This is a genomic window from Pararhizobium arenae (assembly GCF_001931685.1).
In the GTDB taxonomy this organism is placed as follows: domain Bacteria; phylum Pseudomonadota; class Alphaproteobacteria; order Rhizobiales; family Rhizobiaceae; genus Pararhizobium; species Pararhizobium arenae.
In genome coordinates this window covers 266456-287105 of sequence record NZ_MOOY01000007.1, presented here as the reverse complement: position 1 = coordinate 287105, position 20650 = coordinate 266456, and the positions used below count along the sequence as shown (strand labels likewise).

Genomic DNA, 20650 nt, shown 5'->3' with positions numbered 1-20650 from the left:
TTCCTGGTTTCTGGCCGCCTTGCCGAGCCGGCCAAATCTTTAGTAGTCCTTCCCCGAGCCCGCTTTACCTGAGCGGGCCGCGAGACATTCAAAAGCTTTCCTTGAGCCACTGCCCGACGCGGGCGATGCGACCCTGTCCACCCGACAGCGACGAGAGCAGACCGCCCTGCGATGCGTGGGTTTCCATCTCTGCGACCTGCGGATAGATCATCAGACCAACCGCGGTAGAAAATGCCGGGCCCTTGGCAGCCGCCGGAAGACCGGAGACGCCGAGAGGACGGCCGATGCGAACATTGCGCGCCAGAATGCGGCGGGCTGCTTCCGGCAGGCCGGTAAGCTGGCTGGCGCCGCCCGTCAAAACCACGCGCTTGCCGACGATGGGCGAGAAGCCCGAACGCTGGATGCGGTCGCGGATCAGTTCCAGCGTCTCTTCAATGCGGGCGCGGACGATGCGCGACACGAGTGCACGCGGCACATGGGTCGGCTGGTCGCGCTCGTCCTCGCCGATCGGCGGCACGGTAACGATGTCACGCTCGTCGGCGCTTGCCGGCAGGGCCGAGCCGTGCACGACCTTCAGACGCTCCGCATCCTCGATGCGGGTGGAGAGGCCACGGGCCAGATCGGTGGTGACGTGATGACCGCCGAGCGAGACAGCGTCGGCATGTACCAGCTTGCCTTCAGCGAAAACGGAGATCGTCGTGGTGCCGCCGCCCATGTCGATGGCGGCGCAGCCGAGTTCGACTTCGTCATCCACCAGAGCAGCAAGGCCGCTGGCGTAAGGGGTGGCGACAATGCCTTCGACCGAGAGGTGGGCGCGGTTGATGCAGAGCTCGAGGTTCTTGAGGGCTGCACGCTCGGCCGTCAGCATGTGCATGTCGACGCCGAGCTGGTCGCCGAACATCGCCATGGGATCGCGGATGCCGCGTTCGCCGTCGAGCGAGTAACCGGTCGGCAGCGAGTGCAGGACGACACGGTCCTGGCGCTGGGACTGGTGGGCGGCAGCGGCCAGCACCTTCTTCAGGTCGGCCTCTTCAACTTCCTGACCACCGAGATCGATGGAGGCGGTGTAGATGTCGCTCTGTAGGCGGCCGGCCGAAACATTGACGATCAGGCTGTCGATGGTAAGGCCAGCCATGCGCTCGGCCGCATCGACAGCAAGGCGCACGACGCTTTCGGTCGCATCGAGATCGGCAATCACGCCATTCTTGATGCCGCGCGACTTGTGGTGACCGATGCCGATGACTTCGATGGAGTGCGTGCGGCCCGGCAGGATCTGGCTCTCGACCTTCGGCGTCAGCCGGCCAATCATGCAAACGACCTTGGTCGAGCCGATATCCAGAACCGAAACGATATGCGACCGCTTCGACGAAAGCGGCTTCAGGCGCGGCAGGCCAAAATGCGACGAACCGAAAAGGCTCATGTACGGTTCTCCTGCTCGATCTTCTTCAGCTGCTTCGTGCGGGCATCCAGCACCAGCTGACGACGAGCCGCTGCCTCAGCCGTCAATTGAATGGTGGTGCGATCTTCAAGGCGCAGATCAACGGCGGCGATATCGCGCTCCAGAAGCTGCTGCCCTTCTTCCATGGTGGAGAGGACCTGCATGGCGCGCTCCAGATCCTGCTCCGGCAGCTTGATGACGATGCCGTTGTCGAGCTGGAGATCCCAGCGACGACCGGCAACGCGGATATAGGCTTTCACGCGGTCACGAATTTCCGGCCAGGCCGAAAACTTCTCATAGAAATCCGCAGCTGCCGTTTCCGCATCACGACCAACGAAAAGCGGCAGAGACGAGAGCTTGTTGTCGCGCAGCGGCGCAATCACGCTGCCGCTCTTTTCGATCAGCGACAGATCGGAGCCATGCTGCCAGATACCGAAAGCAACACGCTCCTTCAGCGCGACCTCGATGGTACCGGGATAAACCTTGCGAACCGAGACATCCTCGACCCACGGCATTTCACCGATCAGCTTGCGGGCTTCGGCGATATCGAGAGCGACCAGCGAGGTTGCACCGTCGAGACCGAGCTGCTGCAGGATGTCGATTTCCGATGTCTGCTCATTGCCGGAAATCTTGACATCCTCGATGGCAAAACCAGCCGCCGTGGTCGTGGCCTGCGTAACGCCCTGCGTGTGACCGCCGAGCGACATACCATAGAAACCCGTCGCAGCAAGGAAGGCGGCAGCCGAAACCGTGCCGGTGTGAGGCGCGAAATGAATGCGACCGCTGCCGAGCGCAACAAGGAAGCGCACCACACGGCGAAGCGGACGCGGAAGCACGAACTGACCATCCAGATCAGCCACCTCCAGCGGCGCACGCACCCTGCTCTGCCTTCTGCCTCTCAACGCGAACACGAAGCGTCCTCCACGATCCACTTAAGGAAACCACCAAACGAATAGCCGGCATGAACGGCCATTTCGGGCACCAGGGAGGTTGGGGTCATACCCGGCTGAGTGTTGATCTCCAGCCAGATAAGCTCGCCTTCTTCAGAGAAACGATCATCGAAACGGAAGTCTGAACGACTCACTCCGCGGCAGCCGATCGCCTGATGCGCCTTGACTGCCAATGATTGTATTTTTTGGTAAATAATTGGTGAAATTTGCGCCGGAATGACGTGTTGCGAGCCACCTTTTACGTATTTGGAATCATAGTCGTAAAAGGCATGACCCTGCGGGATGATCTCGGTTACGCCAAGCGCAACACCACCCATGACACCACAGGTGAGCTCGCGACCATAGATATAGCGCTCCGCCATCACACGGTCGCCGTAACGCCATTCGGACGAACCGAGGATCTGCGGCGGATGCGACTGGTCTTCCTTGACCATCACAACGCCGAAACTCGAGCCTTCGGAGACCGGCTTGACGACATAGGGCGGCTTCAGCGGATGCTCGTTACCGAAATCGTAACGATTCATGATGCGCGCTTCAGCAACCGGAATACCGGAGGCCGCAGCGACGTATTTCGCCTGCGCCTTGTCCATAGCGAGCGCGGAAGCGAGAACGCCGGAATGGGTGTAGGGAATCTCGAGATATTCAAGGATGCCCTGGATCGTGCCATCCTCGCCGTAGGGTCCATGCAGGGCGTTGAAGGCGACATCCGGACGCAAGGCAGCGAGCGTCGCCGCAACATTGCGATCGACATCCACGCGCGTCACGCGAAAACCTTCCGCCTCAAGGGCATCCGCGCAGGCGGTCCCCGACGACAGGCTCACCGGCCTCTCCGAGGAAAATCCACCCATCAGGACTGCCACATGCTTGGCACTCATCACACTCTCCGACATCAAACACCAGCCTTATGAAATTGCGCTTGCGCAGAGCTTGTAGGGACTGCGAGTCGCGAATTTCAGGCACGATCTCACTAGAACGGCATTATGGTTAATGAACCGTTTACTTTTGTTAACCTCCTTGGTGAGGTGGCCGGAAAAGGCAGGACAGAATCAAATCACCCCTCGGATTCGTGGCTTAGAATCAGAGAGTTGCGGCAAGCGCAAGCGCGACCCGCCGATCCGTTGATGGTGTACGTCAAAAACGGAAAAGGCCCCGTCGCCAAGCGACAGGGCCTTTCCGGAGTACAAAAGGTTAAAAAGAAACCCTCGTATCAATCGTCTTCGCCGACGACCTTCCAGACGACCGCATCAAGCGCGCCACCGACCAGCGGAGCGAGCCAGAACAGCCACAATTGCTGCAAGGCCCACCCGCCGACAAAGAGCGCCTGCCCTGTCGAGCGAGCCGGATTGACCGAGGTGTTGGTCATGGGGATGGAGATCAGGTGGATGAGCGTCAGCGCAAGACCGATCGCGATCGGCGCAAAGCCGACAGGTACCCGGCCGTGCGTCGAACCAAGGATGATGAAGATGAAGAAACCCGTGAGCAGCACTTCGATCAGAAGCGCCGAAATCAGGGAATAGCCCCCCGGCGAATGTTCACCATAACCATTGGCCGCAAAACCGCCGAGGTCGACGCCGGCCTTGCCGCTGGCGATCACATAAAGCGCGGCGGCCGCAACGATAGCGCCGGCCACCTGGGAGACGATGTAGGCCGGAAGCGATGAGGCCGGAAACTTGCCGGCGACTGCCAATCCGACGGAGACGGCGGGATTGAAATGTCCGCCCGAGATGCCGCCAACGGCATAGGCCATGGTGAGGACCGTCAGGCCGAACGCAAAGGATACGCCGAGCAGGCCGATACCGACCTCCGGGAAAGCAGCCGCCAGAACCGCGCTGCCGCAGCCGCCGAAAACAAGCCAGAACGTTCCTAAAAATTCCGCAGAAAGCTTCTTGAACATGGGGTCCCCCTTCAAAAGAGCAATGCTCCGAGGGCTGATGCGCGAACTGCATGTTCCGCCAGCCCCCTGGAAGAAAACACATGCACATTTCAGCCAGTTTACCGCGCTCGACCGATGAGCGTACAACCAGAATTTTCCACATTTCGATTCTGGTCAAGGATTAGGCACGCCCTGCGCGGGAGATGACGGGTTTTTCATCACATCGCTGCGTCCAACACATGACGCGGGATTCCACGACAGTTTCGAGACAGCAGCACCCCGAAATCTTGCCATTTCTTGCGCTTGAACGGCTTTAAAGGGTTTTAATGCTGCACCGCCTGCGTTATGGCACCGCCATCCGCCTCCCAAGACGGCACAATATTCCCCTGTACGGATGATAAAAATGACTGACGCGACCTCCTCCCGGTCGTCGAGCGTTGCTGCAACGAAGGCAGCCCCGGCCAACTCGCCGGCGCACGTCCTGTTTGCAAGCCTCGTCGGCACGACCATCGAATTCTTCGATTTCTACGTTTACGCAACCGCCGCCGTGCTGGTGTTCCCGACCCTGTTCTTCCCGAACAGCGACCCGACGACAGCACTTCTCGCCTCGTTTGCGACTTTCTCCATCGCCTTCTTCGCCCGTCCGCTTGGCGCCATCGTGTTCGGCCACTTCGGCGACCGCGTGGGCCGCAAGACGACGCTTGTGGCGGCGCTGCTGACCATGGGCATCTCGACCGTCATCATCGGCCTGTTGCCGTCCTACGAGACGATCGGCGTCATCGCTCCGCTGCTGCTGGCGCTTTGCCGTTTCGGCCAAGGCTTCGGCCTCGGTGGCGAATGGGGCGGCGCGGTTCTGCTCGCAACCGAAAACGCGCCGGAAGGCAAGCGCAGCTGGTATGGCATGTTCCCGCAGCTCGGTGCACCGGTCGGCCTGTTCCTTTCCTCCGGCGTCTTCTGGATTCTACTGCACTTCATGTCGCAGGAAGCGCTGCTCAGCTGGGGCTGGCGCGTGCCGTTCATCGCCTCGATCCTGCTGATCGCCGTCGGTCTCTGGGTTCGCCTCTCGATCACCGAGACGCCAGACTTCCAGAAGGCGATCGAAAAGCAGGAGCGTGTTGAGGTGCCGGTCGCGGAACTCTTCCGTAACCACAAGCGCAGCCTCGTGCTCGGCACCTTCGTCGCGCTCGCAACCTTCGTGCTGTTCTATATCGGCTCGGCCTATCTGCTTTCCTACAATGTGAAAGTCCTGCAGCTGCCGTTCCTCGAAGCGCTGGAAGTGCAGATTCTCGGCTCCGTGCTGTTCGGTATCTTCATCCCGATCTCCGGGAAGCTGGCAGAACGTTTCGGCCGCCGGGAGGTGCTGATCGCGACCACGGTGCTGATCGGCATCTTCTCCTTCTTCCTGCCAGGCCTGATGACATCAGGCGAAAGCGGCATCTTCATCTTCGTGATCTTCGCGATGGCGCTGATGGGCATGACCTACGGCCTGATCGGCACGGCGCTCGCTGCACCCTTCCCGACCAACGTGCGCTACAGCGGCTCGTCGCTCACCTTCAACTTCGCCGGCATCTTTGGCGCATCACTGGCGCCATACATCGCGACCTATCTGCAGACCAACTACGGCATGACCTATGTCGGCTACTACCTTGGCCTATCGGCCGTGATCACGCTCGCCTGCATCCTGTTGTCGGGCAAGGACGAAGTCTGAGTTCACCTTGAATCGGAACTAACGAAAAAGCCGCTAAATCTCTGATTTCGCGGCTTTTTTTCTTTGCAAATTATCAAAGTTTTACTCGCCCGGTGAAACCCGATGACGAAGATGACCATCGCGCCACTCGCCAAGCCATATCGCGCCCCAAACGGTCGCGCCGATCGCAACGGGAAGCAGATAAAGATAAAACGCAGTCGTCAACGTCATGGTTCAAGCTTTCCAAGAACACGTCTCGCTGCAAAATGTAATGCGAGTGCGCTCAAAAGCCAAGTCAACGTGGAAAGCGCAAATGAGAATGCGACGGTAATCTGACCGTTCGCCAGAGACCGTAGGAGCAATGAACCCGGCCGCTATGGAAGCTGTCGAGAGCCGATCGATCGCATTGGCGGAGAGCTTGGTCCGCTCGTTTTGCACAAGGATTTTCTTCCGGTCATCCGTGGAAGATAAATCCTCGCCCATCACGCCAAAGCCTTCCCCAAAAATTCCTTGACCTCATAACCGGCCATGAAATTGCCGACGCGCTTGATTTCCCACTGCAGCGCGATGCCGGAGTTTTCCATCACGCGCTGGCGCACGGTCTCGCCGAGATACTCAAGCTCGTAGCCGCTCGCCTGCCCGGTGTTGATCATGAAGTTGCAGTGCATGGGCGACATCTGGGCGCCACCGATCATCATGCCGCGGCAGCCGGCCTCGTCGATCAGTTTCCAGGCGGAATGACCTTCCGGGTTCTTGAAGGTCGAGCCGCCGGTCTTTTCGCGGATCGGCTGCACGGTTTCGCGGTGCTGGCGCACGGCGTCCATGTCCGCGCGGATCGTGGCCTTGTTCTCGGCGTAGCCCTCGAAGACGGCGTGGGTGAAGATCAGGTCCTTGGAGGCCGAGGAATGGCGGTAGCTGTAACCCATGTCGGCATTGGAGAGCACATGCTTGTTACCCTTACGATCGACAGCATGGACCTCGACGACACGCTCGCGCGTCTCGCCACCGTTGGCGCCGGCATTCATGCGGAGCGCGCCGCCGACGGTGCCGGGAATGCCGTAGTAAAAGGCAAAGCCGCCGATTCCGTGATCGAGCGTCATTGCCGCCAGATTTTTGTCCGGGCAGATGGCGCCGGCCATGACGCGGTTTTCACCGACAAGCTCGACATCGCCAAAGCCCTTGGCCGAGAGACGGATAACCACGCCCTCGATGCCGCCGTCACGCACGAGCAGGTTGGAGCCGACACCCGCAACCATGACCGGGACGTCTTCCTGCAGAAGCTGCAGGAACGCGACGAGGTCTTCGGTATCGTGCGGCTGGAACATGAGTTCGGCCAGACCGCCGGCGCGGAACCAGGTGACGCGGTCCATCGGCGCATCCGGCGTCAGGCGTCCGCGCAAGGCATTCACGCCATCTCCAAGGGAGGCCAGAAGTTTGGTGCCGTTTACCTGTTTCATGCGGAATTTCCTGAAATGCCTGCGAGTTCTTTCGGGAGGGCAGCGGCCCAGTAGGTGATGCTGCCAGCCCCCAAGAGAACCACAAAGTCTCCCGGTTGCGCAATGCCTGCGACGATTGGTGCAATCGCTTCCGGGACTTCGACGTAGCGGGCATCGCGATGGCCGCCGGCTTTCATGCGCGCCACGAGTTCCTCGGAATTGATCCCTTCAATCGCATCTTCGCCCGCCGCATAGACCGGCGCGATCATGATCGTGTCAGCGTCGTTGAAGCAGGCGGCAAAATCGGAGAACAGGCTTTCGAGCCGCGAATAGCGGTGCGGCTGGTGAACCGCGATGACACGGCCTTGGCAGGCCTCACGCGCCGCCTTGAGCACGGCCTTGATCTCGACGGGGTGGTGGCCGTAGTCGTCATAGACCCGGACATTGTTCCATTCGCCGGTAAAGGTGAAGCGCCGCTTGACGCCACCGAAACCGGCAAGACCGCGGGCGATGGCTTCGGTCGAGACGCCGAGACTTTGAGCCACGGCGATGGCTGCGGTCGCATTGGAAACATTGTGCCGACCGGGCATCGGCAGGCGCAGGTCTGTCAGGGCAATGACCTGGCCCGTGCGGCGGCGGCGGATCTCGACGTCGAACACGGAGGTCGCGCCATCCATGCGGATGTTGAAGAAGCGCACGTCGGCCTGCGGGTTTTCGCCGTAGGTGATGACCTTGCGGTCCTCGATCTTGGACACCATCGTCTGCACTTCGGGATGATCGAGGCACATGACGCCAAAACCGTAGAACGGTACGTTCTCGACAAACTGGCGGAAGGCAGCGCGCACGGCATCGAAATTGCCGTAGTGATCGAGATGCTCGGGATCGATATTGGTGACCACGGCAACGTCCGCAGGCAGCTTCAGGAAGGTACCGTCCGATTCGTCGGCCTCAACCACCATCCACTCACCCTCGCCCATGCGGGCATTGGTGCCATAGGCATTGATGATGCCGCCATTGATGACGGTCGGGTCGAGATTGCCGGCTTCGAGCAGGGCCGCAACCATTGAGGTGGTCGTTGTCTTGCCGTGGGTGCCGCCGATGGCGATGGCGTTGCGGAAGCGCATGAGTTCGGCGAGCATTTCAGCGCGGCGCACGACCGGCAGAAGCTTCTCGCGGGCGGCGATGAGTTCCGGGTTGGTCTTCTTGATCGCGGTGGAGACAACGACGACTTCGGCATCGCCGAGGTTTTCCGCCTTGTGGCCGACAAAGACCTCAATGCCCTTGTCGCGCAGGCGCTGAACGTTGGCGCTGTCGGACTGGTCGGAGCCCTGAACCTTGTGGCCGAGATTGTGCAGCACTTCGGCGATACCGCTCATGCCGATGCCGCCAATTCCGATGAAATGGACGAGACCGATGCTCTGCGGCATTTTCATGGGCGTGATTCCTTGAATTTCGCGATCGTTAAACCGCCTGCAATAGCTTCAACCATGGCGGCAAGCAAGCGCGCGGCGTCGGGCTTTCCCGCACGTTTCGCGTTTTCCGCCATTTGCACCAGCGACTCGGGGTTGGTCATCGCGTTGGTCAGGATGCGGCTCAGCTTCTCGGCAGAGAGATCGGCCTGCACGATGACCTTCGCCCCGCCGGTCGCAGCGAGAGCCGCAGCATTTGCAGCCTGATCGTGATCGAGCGCGTAAGGATACGGCACAAGGATTGACGGGCGGCCGATGACGGAGATTTCCGAGACGGTCGAGGCGCCGGAGCGGCAGATCACCAGATGCGCCGTGCCGATGCGCTCGGCCATATCAGTGAAAAACGGCTGGATCTCGGATTTGAGATCGAGCTTGGCCGAGCAGGCCGAGACCATCTCCATGTCTTCCGGACGGGCCTGCTGGGTGAGGCGCAGACGCTTCTGCAAATCGGCATCAAGCAAGCTGATCGCGTTTGGCACGCTCTTGGAAAAATACTGCGCGCCCTGACTGCCGCCGAAGACGACGAGGCGGAAATCCTCGCCAGCGTTGGAAGGCTGATAGGCGACTTTCGCCGCTTCGAGCACGGCCGGGCGCACCGGGTTGCCGGTCGTCACGGTTTTTGCCGCATAGCGGCCCTCCGTCTCCGGCAGGAAGCCGCCGGCAATGGCCTTCACCTTGTTGGCGAGCGCCTTGTTGGCGCGACCCATGACGGCATTCTGCTCGTGGATCATGGTGGGGATGCCGAGGCCGTTCGCGGCTAAGAGCGGCGGCACGGTCGGGTACCCGCCGAAACCGACGACGACGGCCGGACGCACCTTCGCCATCAGCCGCTTTGCCACGCGGATACCAGTCCAGAGCTTCCACAGCGAGCGGGCGACGTTCACCGGGTTCTTCGACCCGATCGTGGCCGACGGAACGACATGGATTTCGTCTGCCGGGAATTTTCCGGCGAAGCGTTCGGCGCGGCTGTCGGTCACGAGATGCACGGACCAGCCGAGCCCCTTCAGCTCATGGGCAAGCGCTTCTGCCGGAAAAAGATGTCCGCCGGTTCCCCCGGCGGCCAACATGATGATGCCTTTGGTCATTTGTAAATTTCTCCTGCCTCAGCCAGGCTAAGGCGTCACTCCGCCGGCACGCCGATGCCGGAGCGGAACAGGCTGCGTTCAACCGCGCGCTTTTCGGGCCGATGACGGGTCAAGGCCAGGATGAAGCCGGCCGTGACGCAGATCGCCACCATCGACGAACCACCATAGGAAATCAGCGGCAGCGTCATGCCCTTGGCCGGCAGCAGTTCGAGATTGACGCCGATGTTGATCATCGACTGGATACCGATCTGAAGCACCAGGCCGGCAACGGCGAAGCGCGTGAAATCGTTGCGCTCGCGGAACGCATGGGAGAGGCCCCGCATGACGAGAAAGGCGAAGATCGCAACGATCACCATACAAAAGATAATGCCGAATTCTTCCGCTGCAACGGAGAAGATAAAGTCGGTATGGCTATCCGGGATGATGCGCTTGATGATGCCCTCTCCCGGTCCCTGTCCGAACCAGTCACCGCGGATAATGGCTTCACGGGCGGTATCGACCTGGAAAGTATCGCCTTCACCCGTCAGGAACCGGTCGATACGGCCGGCGACGTGTGGAAGCAATGTATAGGCGACCACAAGGCCTCCGACACCGGCGCCGCCGAGCAGGATGATCCATATCCACGGCATGCCGGCCATGAAGAACATGCCGCCCCACACAACGGTCGTCAAAATGGTCTGGCCAAGGTCGGGCTGGGCCACAAGCAGGGCGACGACCATGCCGAACAGAAGGATGGCAAAAAGGTTTCCCGGAATTTCCGGCTGGCGGGCGTGTTCGGAAAACAGCCAGGCGCAGACGACGACGAAGGCCGGCTTCATGAACTCCGAAGGCTGGACCGAGAGGCTGCCGATGGAAATCCAGCGCCGGGACCCCTTGACCTCCGCGCCGAAGAACAGGGCCAGAAGCATCATGGCGATCGAGGCAAGCAGCAGGATGATCGCTACACGGCGCACCTGCCGCGGCGTAAGAAACGAAATGCCGATCATCACCGCGAGCGACGGCAGGAGAAAGGCCGCGTGGCGCTTGACGAAGTGGAAACTGTCGAGGTTCAGGCGCTCGGCAACGGCCGGGCTCGCCGCAAACGACAGCATGAAGCCGATCCCCATCAACAGGATGAAGGTCGCCAGGAAGAACCTGTCGATCGTCCAGAACCAGTCGGCCAACGGGCCTCTTTCGGCGCGGCTTACCATGTCTTTGTCCCCTTCACGCGGGCGCAACGCGCCCGAAATCTTCCAATCGTCAGATCAGCATCGTTACGCCGTCGATCGCGCGCACGTGTTCGACGAATGCCTCGCCTCTGACTTCAAAATTCTTGTACTGGTCGAAGCTTGCGCAAGCCGGGGAGAGCATCACGGCGGCGGACTGACCGTCTCGCGCCGCATCCTCGGCCGCATGGGCCACCGCCTTGTCCAGCGTCTGCGAAATCTCGAACGGCACGGCTTCGCCGAGCGTTGCCGCAAAGGCAGGTGCCGCCTCGCCGATCAGATAGGCCTTGGCGATCTTGCCGAAGAAGGGCTCGAGCGTGGTGATGCCACCCTCTTTCGGCAGGCCGCCGGCAATCCAGTAGATGCGGTCGTAGCTCGAAAGCGCGGGTGCTGACGCATCGGCATTGGTCGCCTTGCTGTCGTTGACGAAGACGATCTCGCCCTTGCGGCCGACCGGCTGCATGCGATGCTTCAGGCCAGGGAAGGTTTTCAGGCCCTCACGGATTTTGGCCTCGGAGACGCCGACGACGAGGCAGGCTGCAATGGCGGCGGCGGCATTCTGGGCATTGTGATTGCCGCGCAGGGTGGAGATGCCGTCGAGATCGACGAAGACTTCGGAGAGGCCGCCCTCGGCGCGCATGATGCGGGTGCCGTCGGCATAGAACCCCTCGCCCAGCGGACGATGGCGCGCGATGCGGATAACCTTTCGGCCGGCGAGCGCGGCGCGGTCGGCGATCTGCTCCGTATAGGTATCGTCAACGCCGACAATGGCTGTGCCGCTGCCTGTCGTCAGACGCTCCTTGATCTCCGCGTAATGTTCCATGCTGCCATGACGATCGAGATGATCCGGCGTCAAATTGAGCAGGATGCCGGCGGTCGGGTTGATGCCGGGGGCAAGATCGATCTGGTAGGACGAGCACTCGACCACGTAGAAGCGATCAGCGGCCGGAGGATCAAGAGTGAGGACGGCGGTGCCGATATTGCCGCCGAGCTGGGTATCGCGACCGGCAGTCTTCAGGATATGGGCGATGAGCGCCGTCGTCGTCGATTTGCCGTTGGTGCCGGTGATGGCGATGAACGGGGACTCCGGCGCATGGGCCTTGCGTTCGCGCACGAACAGCTCGACATCGCCGATGATCTCGACGCCGGCAGCCTGGGCGAGGTCGACCGTCCAATGGGGCTTTGGGTGTGTCAGCGGCACGCCGGGGGAAAGGACGAAAGCGGCGAAGGACGACCAGTCTGCTTCTCGCAGATTGCCGGTGCCGATGCCTTCGGATTTTGCCTTGGCGACGCTTTCCGGGTTGTCGTCCCAAGCGGTCACGTCGGCGCCGCCCGCAACCAGCGCCTGCGCCGTCGCAAGACCCGAGCCGCCGAGGCCGAAAAGCGCGACCTTCTTACCTTCAAGCGTGGTGACGGGGATCATCGGGCCTTACCGCAGCTTGAGCGTGGAGAGGCCGATCATCGCGAGGATGACGGCGATGATCCAGAAGCGGATGACGACCTGGCTTTCGGTCCAACCCTTCTTTTCAAAATGGTGGTGGATCGGCGCCATCAGGAAGACGCGACGGCCGGTGCGCTTGAACCAGAAGACCTGGATGATGACCGAGAGCGTTTCCATGACGAACAGGCCGCCAATGATGACCATGACGATCTCGTGCTTGGTGGCGACGGCGATGGTGCCGATCAGGCCGCCGAGCGCCAGCGAACCGGTGTCGCCCATGAAGATGGCGGCGGGTGGCGCATTGAACCAGAGGAACCCCAGGCCCGCGCCGATGACCGCGCCGAGGATGACGGCAAGCTCGCCCGTGCCGGGCACGAAATGGATCTGCAGGTAATTTGCGAAGACGGCATTACCGGCGAGATAAGCGATGACTCCGAAGGACGCGGCGGCGATCATGACCGGCACGATGGCAAGACCATCAAGGCCATCCGTCAGGTTCACGGCATTGCCCGCACCGACGATTACGAAGCCACCGAAGAGGATGAAGAAATAGCCGAGATTGAGGGTGAAATCCTTGAGGAAAGGGAAAGTGATCGAGGAGCCGAAGGTGGAGCCCGCCGTGCCGGCAGAAAGAGCGGCGCGCATCATGAAGAACACGGCGATGGCGGCGATGAGGAACTCCAGGCCAAGGCGTGCCTTGCCGGAAAAACCCTTGTCGGACTGTTTGGTGACTTTCAGGTAATCGTCATAGAAGCCGATGGCGCCGAAGCCGAGCGTCACAAGCAAGGTTGCAACCACGTAGACGCTGGAAAGGTCCGCCCACAGCAGCGAGCTTCCGACGATCCCGGCCAAGATCATCAGGCCACCCATGGTCGGCGTGCCAGCCTTCTTGAAATGGGTTTGCGGACCATCGGCCCGGATCGGCTGCCCCCTGCCCTGACGCACGCGCAGGGACGAGATCATCTTCGGCCCGAAGAGGAAAACGATCAGCAGCGAAGTGAACAGCGCGGCGCCGGTGCGGAAGGTGATGTACCGGAACAGATTGAAAAATTGCAGATGGTCCGCCAGTTCGACAAGCCAGATGAGCATAAGGGACCTTTCCCCAAAGGTTCGTTTCAGATTCCATCCATCAGAATCAGCTGAAGGAAGGATAGCCTTGCGGCCGTAAAAGTGTAACGCCGGCTGCGCAAGCGCGTTTTATTCGGCGGCTCCCTTGTCGGCGGAACCCGTGTCTTGAAATCCCCGATACTTGTCAAGCAGTGCCGCAACGATGCGACCGCAGCCGGTGCCCTTGGACGACTTGATCATCACGACATCCCCGGCCGCGATGGCATCCACGGCGAAAGCCTTCAACTCGTCGACGCTTTCGCGATATTCGACATCCACGGTTTCGGGCAGCGCGTCGCGCAGATGGGCCATTTCCGGGCCAGCGAGCCAGACATGTTCGATGCCGGCTTCCTTCAAAAGTACCGAAAGGGCGGCATGAACCTTGGCCGAGAACTCGCCCATCTCCAGCATATCGCCGAGGATGGCGATACGACGACCGCCCTCGCCCGGTTCGGCATCGCCAAGAAGCGCAATCGCCGCCCGCATGGACGCCGGATTGGCGTTGTAGCTTTCGTCGATCAGCGCGAAGCTGCCGCCATCAATCGCCAGACGATGGCGCTCGCCGCGGCCCTTTTCGGGCTGCAGGGTGGAGAGCGAAGCGGCGGCGCGGTCGATATCTGCGCCGACGATGCTGGCGGCGCCGAGAACGGCGAGCGCGTTTTCCGCGATATGACGGCCAGGCGCCCCGATCGCTATCTCCAGCGTGCGGCCGTCGATGCCGGCCCAGAGAACGCCGCTTTCGGGTCCACTGGCAAACTCGACAAGCCGGAAATCCGCGCGCGGATTGGTGCCGAAGCTATGGATATGGGCGACGCCAAGCTCGCCCGCCTTCTTTTCCAAGAAGCCGAACTGGTCGTTGTCGCGGTTGAGAATGACATGACCGCCGCCGACAAGACCTTCCATAATCTCGGCCTTGGCGGCTGCGATTTCGGACAGGTCCTTGAAATTGCCGAGGTGGGCCGCCGCGATGGTGGTGATGATGGCCGCATGCGGACGCACCATTTTTACCAGCGGACGAATTTCGTCGGGATGGTTCATGCCGATTTCGAAGATGCCGAAGTCGGTTGCTTCCGGCATGCGGGCGAGCGTCAGCGGCACGCCCCAGTGATTGTTGAAGGAGGCGACGGAGGCATGCACCCTGCCCTGCGGCGAGAGAACATGGCGCAGCATCTCCTTGGTTGTCGTCTTGCCGACGGAACCGGTGACGGCGATGATCTTGGCGGCGCTGCGATCACGCGCGGCGCAGCCGAGGCGGATCATCGCTTCCAGCACGTCATCGACGACAATCATCGGTGCGATCAGGCGGCCGAGCGCGGGCAGCTTGCCTTCGCTGACGACCAACAAGGCAGCACCATTGGCCATGGCCACGCCGGCATAATCATGGCCATCGACCCTGTCGCCCTTGATGGCGAAGAAGGCCTCGCCCTTGCCGAGCGAGCGGCTGTCGATGGAAATTCCGGTGATGCCTTCCGGCAGATTTCCGAGCGGCCGGCCGTGCATGGCGGCCAGAAGGTCGGCAGTGGTCCAGAGATAGCTCAAATCAGCGGCCTCCCGCGTTTGCCTCAAGGGCCTTTTTCAGCTCGGCATGGTCGGAGAACGGCAGCGTGAACGAGCCTACAGTCTGACCCTCCTCATGCCCCTTGCCGGCGACAATCAGCGTATCGCCGGATGTCAGCATCGCGACGGCGGCCTTGATCGCCTCGGCGCGGTCACCGATCTCGGTGGCGCCTGGTGCGGCTGCCATGATCTCGCTGCGGATGGTCGCCGGAACCTCCGAGCGCGGATTATCATCGGTGACGATCACCACATCGGCAAGGCGCGTGGCGATCTCGCCCATGATCGGCCGCTTGCCCTTGTCACGATCACCGCCGCAACCGAAGACGACGATGACACGACCGGTTGTGAAAGGACGCACCGACGTCAGGACGTTTTCAAGCGCATCGGGCTTGTGAGCGTAATCGACATAGGCGAGCGCGCCGTCAGCCGTGTGGCCGACCAATTCGAGACGGCCGGACGCACCGGTGAGCCTGTCGAGTGCCGCCATGGCGACCTTCGGCGAAACGCCGGTGGAAATCGCAAGCCCGGCGGCAACCAGCGCATTGGAAATCTGGAAATCGCCCGCGAGCGGCAGGTGAACCTCGAAGATTTCGCCGTCGATGTGGACTTCCGCAATCTGCTTGTGGCGGAAGTGCTCGACGCGCTTCAAGGTCAGGAAATCGCCCTTGCGGCCGACGGTGCGAATGTCCTGGCCGGCCTTCGCCGCGGCTTCGATCGCCTTCCCGGACCACTCGCCATCGGCGAAGATCACGGCGGGCGAGCCCTTCGGCATCAGCGTATCGAAGAGGCGCATCTTGGCAGCCATGTAATCTTCGACGGTCGGATGGTAATCCATGTGATCGCGGCCGAGATTGGTAAAGCCGGCGGCAGCGAGCTTCACGCCATCGAGGCGCGACTGGTCGAGACCGTGGCTAGAGGCTTCCATGGCGGCATGGGTCACGCCTTCGCCGGCAAGTTCGGCGAGCAGCTGGTGCAACGAAACCGGATCGGGGGTCGTCAGCGAGCCATAGTCGTTGCGGCCAGGGGCTATGACGCCGGTCGTGCCGATCATCGCGGCCGCATAACCAGCATGCGCCCAGATCTGGCGGGTGAAAGAGGCAACGGATGTCTTGCCGGCGGTGCCGGTGACGGCAACCATGGTGCCCGGCTGTCGGCCGTAGAAGCGGGCGGCGGCGAGCGCGAGGGCGCGGCGGGGCGTGGACGTCTCAAGAACCGGAACGGACGAACCGGCAACCGCGTGTTCGGAAACGACTGCGGCAGCGCCCTTGGAAATCGCATCTACAATAAACGAAGCACCGTCAGCCTTTGTGCCGGAAAGTGCGACGAAGAGAGACCCCGGCTCGACCTTGCGACTGTCCGCAGTGATGCCGCGAATATCTATATCGCCACGGCCATCGGTGAGCTGCGCGGCGATTTCAGGGAAATCCCCTCCAAGGAGTTCATTGAGCTTCATGGACTGCACTTTCAAACTGTTTGACGCGCCCCTTGGCGAATCCTTGCGCCTGTCATTCCACGGTCAATAAGACACCAGCAAGGCAGAACCATCTTCCCCGAACTTCGGCTCCACACCTAAAAGCGGCGCCGAACGGCTGATGATGTTGCGGACGATCGGCGCGGCGTTGCCGGCCGCCGTGCGGACACCTTTTTCACCCGTCTTGGGCGCATCGATGAAGGAGAGAACGATGTAGCGCGGATTGTCGATCGGGAAGCCGGCAAGGAAGGCGTTGAAGTTCAGGTCGTGGGCGTAGCGGCCGTTGACCACCTTGTCGGCGGTGCCGGTCTTGCCGCCGACATTGTAGCCGGGCACGAGAGCGTTCTTGCCCGAGCCATAAATGCCGTTGTAGCGGAAGAGATAGCGCATGTCGTCGCTGGTGCTTTTCTTGATGACCGGGACAGCCACCGCGTCGGCCTCGTCGACCGTGCGCGGCAGGAAGGTCGGCTCGATGAGCTTGCCGCCATTGATGAGAGCCGCACCGGCAACAGCAGTCTGAAGCGGCGTGGTCGAGACGCCGTGACCGAAGGAAATGGTGATCGAGTTGATCTTCTTCCAGACACGCGGCTGGCTCGGCATCTTCACTTCCGGAAGCTCGGTCTGCATCTTCGAAAGCAGGCCTATGCGGGTGAGAAATTCCTTGTGCGCGTCGATGCCGACGATATCGGCCATCTTGGCAGTGCCGATGTTGGACGAATACTGGAATATCTCCGGAACGGTCAGCACGCGATGCTTGCCGTGGAAATCCTTGATGGTGAAGCCGCCGATACGGATCGGGAAACGGGCGTCGAAGCTGTCCTTCAGCGTCACCTTGCCGGAATCGAGCGCCATCGCGGTCGTGAAGGACTTGAAGGTGGAGCCCATTTCGAACGTGCCGTTCGACATGCGGTTCATCCAGCCTTCCTGGGCGCCGCCCGCCGGATTGTTCGGATCGTAGTCCGGCACGGAGGCCATGCCCAGGATTTCGCCGGTATGCACGTCCATGACCACAGCGCCGGCCGCGATCGCCTGGTATTCGGTCATCGCGTTCAGGACGGAATCGCGCACGATGTTCTGCACACGCAGATCGATGGAAAGCTTGACCGGCTCCAGCTTGGCGTCGCTGGTCATGCCGATGGCGGCGAGATCGGCGAGCCCCTGGCTGTCGATGTACCGCTCCATGCCGGCGATGCCCCGGTTGTCAACGTTGACGTGGCCGACGATGTGAGCAGCCGTCGGGCCACCCGGATAGAAGCGGCGCTTTTCCGGACGGAAACCGATCCCGGGAATGCCGAGCGCCAGAATCTCGCTCTGTTGCTTCGGTGTCAGCTGACGGCGCAGCCACTGGAAGCGCGATTTGGACTTCAGCTTGTTGTAGATGTCGGCAACATTGAGGTTGGGCAGCACTGTGGAGAGCTGTTCGACGGCCTCGTCGGCATCGACAATCTTGTTCGGCTCGGCATAGAGCGAGACGGTGCGAATGTCGGTGGCGAGAATTTCGCCGTTGCGATCGAGAATATCGGGGCGCGAGGCCATGAGGTTATCGGCACGACCGATGCTCGACACGGTGTCCGGTTGGGCAAGACCATATTGCACGAGGCGCCCGCCGATGACGCAATAGAAGGCGGTAAAGCCGAAGATCATGATCGCGACGCGACTGCGGGCCTGACTGCCGCTTTTCTTCCTGCTGCCGACAAAGGTGCCGTTGACTTCGCCGGGACGATTGCTGCCGCCAGCGGAGAAATGCGCCTTGCTCTTAACCACCATGATACGCGACAAAAAGGACATCAGTTGGCCACCGAACCGGTTTGGATATTGTCTGTCTTTTCGGCCTTCGCCGTCTTGGCGACCGGCTTGCCGTCCTTGCCTTTGGCGATCTCGTCCTCCACGGGCACATCCGCCTTCAGCATTGGAAGTTCCTGCGGCCTGGCGAGTTGCGTCGGTGCGGTCTGGATGAGCTGGAGATCCTGCTGATAGACGCCGACAAGCTTTTCGAGACGGCTCGGCTGGGTCAGCAGCGACCAGTCGGCCCGCAGCAGATCGATCGTGTCTTCCTCGAGCTTGATTGCGGCATCGAGCCTGCGGACTTCCTCAAGCTTGTTCTCAGCCTGATGCTTGATCGTGTAAGTGACGGTCGCAGCAGCGGTCATGACGACGATCAGGGCAATATCCAGGGTACGCAGCATGTCTCAGGCCCCCATCTTTCCAAGGCTTGCAAGGTTCGGCAAATCGAAGATGGACATATCATCGGCCTCAGGAGGGGCTTCGGTACGCACGGCCGATCGCAACTTGGCGGACCGGGCGCGCGGATTGAGGGCCGCTTCTTCTTCGCTGGCCGAAACCATAGACTTACCAACTGGTGCGAAGGTTGCCGCACGTTGATGGACGAGAGGCATGTGACGTGAGCCGGAAGCCTTGCCGGCGCGATCGGAGAAGAATTTCTTGACGATACGGTCTTCCAGCGAATGGAAGGTGACGACGGACAACACGCCGCCGGGCTTCAGCGCCCGCTCGGCAGCAAACAGCGCCTGGGCAAGTTCGCCGAGTTCGTCATTGACGAAAATACGCAGCGCCTGGAAGACGCGGGTCGCCGGATGAATCTTGTCCTTGGCCTTGCGCGGGGTGACGATTTCGATGAGGCCGGCGAGATCGCGGGTCGTGACGAACGGCTCTTCGGCGCGACGCTTTTCGATGGCGCGGGCAATGCGGCCGGACTGCGGCTCTTCTCCGAGGAAGCCGAAGATGCGGGTGAGATCGGAAACCTTGGCGCGATTGACGACATCGGCGGCCGATACGCCGGCGGCCGACATGCGCATATCGAGCGGCCCCTTTTTCTGGAAAGAGAAGCCGCGATCGGCTTCATCGATCTGCATGGAGGAGACGCCGATGTCGAGCACCACGCCATCTAGGCCGCCTGCAGGCGCGTGATCGGCAAGCTCGGAAAACCGGGACTGGATGAGTTGCAAGTGGCCGTCACTCGCAGCGACCAGAGCCTGCCCGCCGGCGATCGCATTGGGATCGCGATCGAGCGCGATGACATCGGCACCAGCTTTGAGGATCGCCGAGGTATAGCCGCCCGCCCCGAAAGTGCCGTCCAGGATGATTTTTCCCGGAGCCGGCTCAAGGCTCGAAAGCACTTCGCGAAGAAGAACCGGAATGTGGCGAACCGGTCCGCCATCGGCTTCAGTGGAACCTCCGCCTTGATCCGCCACCATTCCGTCTCTCCACTCTACTGAGACCGCAGACCTCGCAATCTGCGCTCTTCGCGCGCACTCGCCTGCGCTTCGAGGAACGCCTGCGGTGCCCACAACTGAAAATGATCCGCCCGCCCAACGAAGGTCACCTCGCTGGTTATGCCGGTGAAATCGCGGATGAAATCCGTGACCGCCAGCCGACCTTCCTGATCGAGCTTCATGAAGACCCCGCCCCCATGAACCAGGAGCGACATCTGATTGGCCTGCGCCGAGAGAGAATCCTCCAGCGCGATCTGCTTCTCGAAACGATTCAGCAATTCCGGACCGCCGGCGCTGATAGCCGGAAACACGAAATCCTGAAAGCAGTATAATTCCCTGATATCCAACGCCGACATCACCGCCCGAAACGCCGAGGGAACGGAAACGCGCCCCTTCGCATCGATACGCTGCGTCGCATGGGACAGAAAACGGTTCATGACGCGATACGGAAACCCTGGACGCCCCTGCCGGACGAAACCGTCCGAACGCCACCCCAACAATACACGCAACAGACGACCGCCGGACGACATGCCCGGACACACGCCCCGCTAGGAGCACTTGCAAAACGCTTGATGATTGGGCCTCAAACCGCCCTTGTGCAGTGCATGATTGGGATAACATGGGACCATATGGGCGTCAATGGGACGAAACCTTCTTGAGCTCGCATCCCGACGGCTGAGCTGAGGATCGCCGACGTC

At 61.3% G+C, this 20650-nt stretch carries 18 protein-coding genes; 1 reads left to right on the top strand and 17 read right to left on the bottom strand.

The features are described from left to right. Positions 1 to 88 precede the first annotated feature (88 nt). The 4 genes from ftsA to aqpZ form a co-directional block, all read right to left on the bottom strand. Positions 89 to 1420 (bottom strand): cell division protein FtsA, encoded by a 1332-nt coding sequence (gene ftsA / locus BLX89_RS17400; protein ID WP_075292218.1) that lies wholly within the window; start codon positions 1418 to 1420, stop codon positions 89 to 91. Continuing rightward, positions 1417 to 2349 (bottom strand): cell division protein FtsQ/DivIB, encoded by a 933-nt coding sequence (locus tag BLX89_RS17395; protein WP_075292217.1) that lies wholly within the window; start codon positions 2347 to 2349, stop codon positions 1417 to 1419. The genes ftsA and BLX89_RS17395 overlap by 4 nt, the downstream gene beginning before the upstream one ends. Continuing rightward, a complete protein-coding gene (locus BLX89_RS17390) occupies positions 2337 to 3263 on the bottom strand; it encodes a D-alanine--D-alanine ligase (protein WP_075292216.1) in 927 nt (308 codons plus the stop codon). The genes BLX89_RS17395 and BLX89_RS17390 overlap by 13 nt, the downstream gene beginning before the upstream one ends. Positions 3264 to 3595: 332 nt before the next feature. Then, a complete protein-coding gene (gene aqpZ, locus BLX89_RS17385) occupies positions 3596 to 4282 on the bottom strand; it encodes an aquaporin Z (protein WP_075292215.1) in 687 nt (228 codons plus the stop codon). A gap of 382 nt (positions 4283 to 4664) precedes the next feature. On the opposite strand from aqpZ, the gene BLX89_RS17380 reads away from it, so the two are divergent. Then, positions 4665 to 5969, top strand: coding sequence for an MFS transporter (locus tag BLX89_RS17380; protein WP_075292214.1), 1305 nt, complete (start codon positions 4665 to 4667; stop codon positions 5967 to 5969). Positions 5970 to 6050: 81 nt separating this feature from the next. Here the strand turns inward: BLX89_RS17380 and BLX89_RS25355 are convergent, their stop codons facing one another. The 13 genes from BLX89_RS25355 to mraZ all read right to left on the bottom strand — a co-directional run bounded on the left by BLX89_RS25355 (position 6051) and on the right by mraZ (position 20389). Continuing rightward, positions 6051 to 6179, bottom strand: coding sequence for a hypothetical protein (locus BLX89_RS25355; RefSeq protein WP_280950589.1), 129 nt, complete (start codon positions 6177 to 6179; stop codon positions 6051 to 6053). Between the two features lie 251 nt (positions 6180 to 6430). Further along, positions 6431 to 7405 carry a UDP-N-acetylmuramate dehydrogenase gene (murB, locus tag BLX89_RS17370; RefSeq protein WP_075292212.1) on the bottom strand — a complete coding sequence of 325 codons (975 nt, stop codon included), beginning with the start codon at positions 7403 to 7405 and terminating at the stop codon, positions 6431 to 6433. Then, positions 7402 to 8817, bottom strand: a complete 1416-nt coding sequence (gene murC / locus BLX89_RS17365) for a UDP-N-acetylmuramate--L-alanine ligase (protein WP_075292211.1) — start codon at positions 8815 to 8817, stop codon at positions 7402 to 7404. Before murC ends, murB begins: the two co-directional genes overlap by 4 nt. After that, positions 8814 to 9938: an undecaprenyldiphospho-muramoylpentapeptide beta-N-acetylglucosaminyltransferase gene (murG, locus tag BLX89_RS17360; protein WP_075292210.1), complete on the bottom strand. Its 1125-nt coding sequence runs from the start codon at positions 9936 to 9938 to the stop codon at positions 8814 to 8816. Before murG ends, murC begins: the two co-directional genes overlap by 4 nt. Before the next feature lie 35 nt (positions 9939 to 9973). Then, positions 9974 to 11128: a putative lipid II flippase FtsW gene (gene ftsW / locus BLX89_RS17355; protein WP_075292209.1), complete on the bottom strand. Its 1155-nt coding sequence runs from the start codon at positions 11126 to 11128 to the stop codon at positions 9974 to 9976. A 49-nt stretch (positions 11129 to 11177) separates the two neighbouring features. Next, the gene (gene murD / locus BLX89_RS17350; protein ID WP_075292208.1) at positions 11178 to 12566 is read right to left on the bottom strand and encodes a UDP-N-acetylmuramoyl-L-alanine--D-glutamate ligase; all 1389 of its coding nucleotides are present in this window, start codon (positions 12564 to 12566) and stop codon (positions 11178 to 11180) included. 6 nt (positions 12567 to 12572) lie between these two features. Further along, positions 12573 to 13673, bottom strand: a complete 1101-nt coding sequence (gene mraY / locus BLX89_RS17345) for a phospho-N-acetylmuramoyl-pentapeptide-transferase (RefSeq protein WP_075292207.1) — start codon at positions 13671 to 13673, stop codon at positions 12573 to 12575. A 108-nt stretch (positions 13674 to 13781) separates the two neighbouring features. Further along, positions 13782 to 15230: a UDP-N-acetylmuramoylalanyl-D-glutamyl-2,6-diaminopimelate--D-alanyl-D-alanine ligase gene (locus tag BLX89_RS17340; protein ID WP_075292206.1), complete on the bottom strand. Its 1449-nt coding sequence runs from the start codon at positions 15228 to 15230 to the stop codon at positions 13782 to 13784. A gap of 1 nt (position 15231) precedes the next feature. Then, positions 15232 to 16701, bottom strand: coding sequence for a UDP-N-acetylmuramoyl-L-alanyl-D-glutamate--2,6-diaminopimelate ligase (locus BLX89_RS17335; protein ID WP_075292205.1), 1470 nt, complete (start codon positions 16699 to 16701; stop codon positions 15232 to 15234). A 63-nt stretch (positions 16702 to 16764) separates the two neighbouring features. After that, positions 16765 to 18507: a peptidoglycan D,D-transpeptidase FtsI family protein gene (locus BLX89_RS17330; RefSeq protein WP_075292204.1), complete on the bottom strand. Its 1743-nt coding sequence runs from the start codon at positions 18505 to 18507 to the stop codon at positions 16765 to 16767. Continuing rightward, the gene (ftsL, locus tag BLX89_RS17325; RefSeq protein ID WP_075292203.1) at positions 18507 to 18905 is read right to left on the bottom strand and encodes a cell division protein FtsL; all 399 of its coding nucleotides are present in this window, start codon (positions 18903 to 18905) and stop codon (positions 18507 to 18509) included. Before ftsL ends, BLX89_RS17330 begins: the two co-directional genes overlap by 1 nt. Before the next feature lie 3 nt (positions 18906 to 18908). After that, positions 18909 to 19934 carry a 16S rRNA (cytosine(1402)-N(4))-methyltransferase RsmH gene (rsmH, locus tag BLX89_RS17320; RefSeq protein ID WP_075292202.1) on the bottom strand — a complete coding sequence of 342 codons (1026 nt, stop codon included), beginning with the start codon at positions 19932 to 19934 and terminating at the stop codon, positions 18909 to 18911. Positions 19935 to 19948: 14 nt separating this feature from the next. Beyond that, positions 19949 to 20389: a division/cell wall cluster transcriptional repressor MraZ gene (gene mraZ / locus BLX89_RS17315; RefSeq protein WP_075292201.1), complete on the bottom strand. Its 441-nt coding sequence runs from the start codon at positions 20387 to 20389 to the stop codon at positions 19949 to 19951. Positions 20390 to 20650 lie beyond the last annotated feature (261 nt).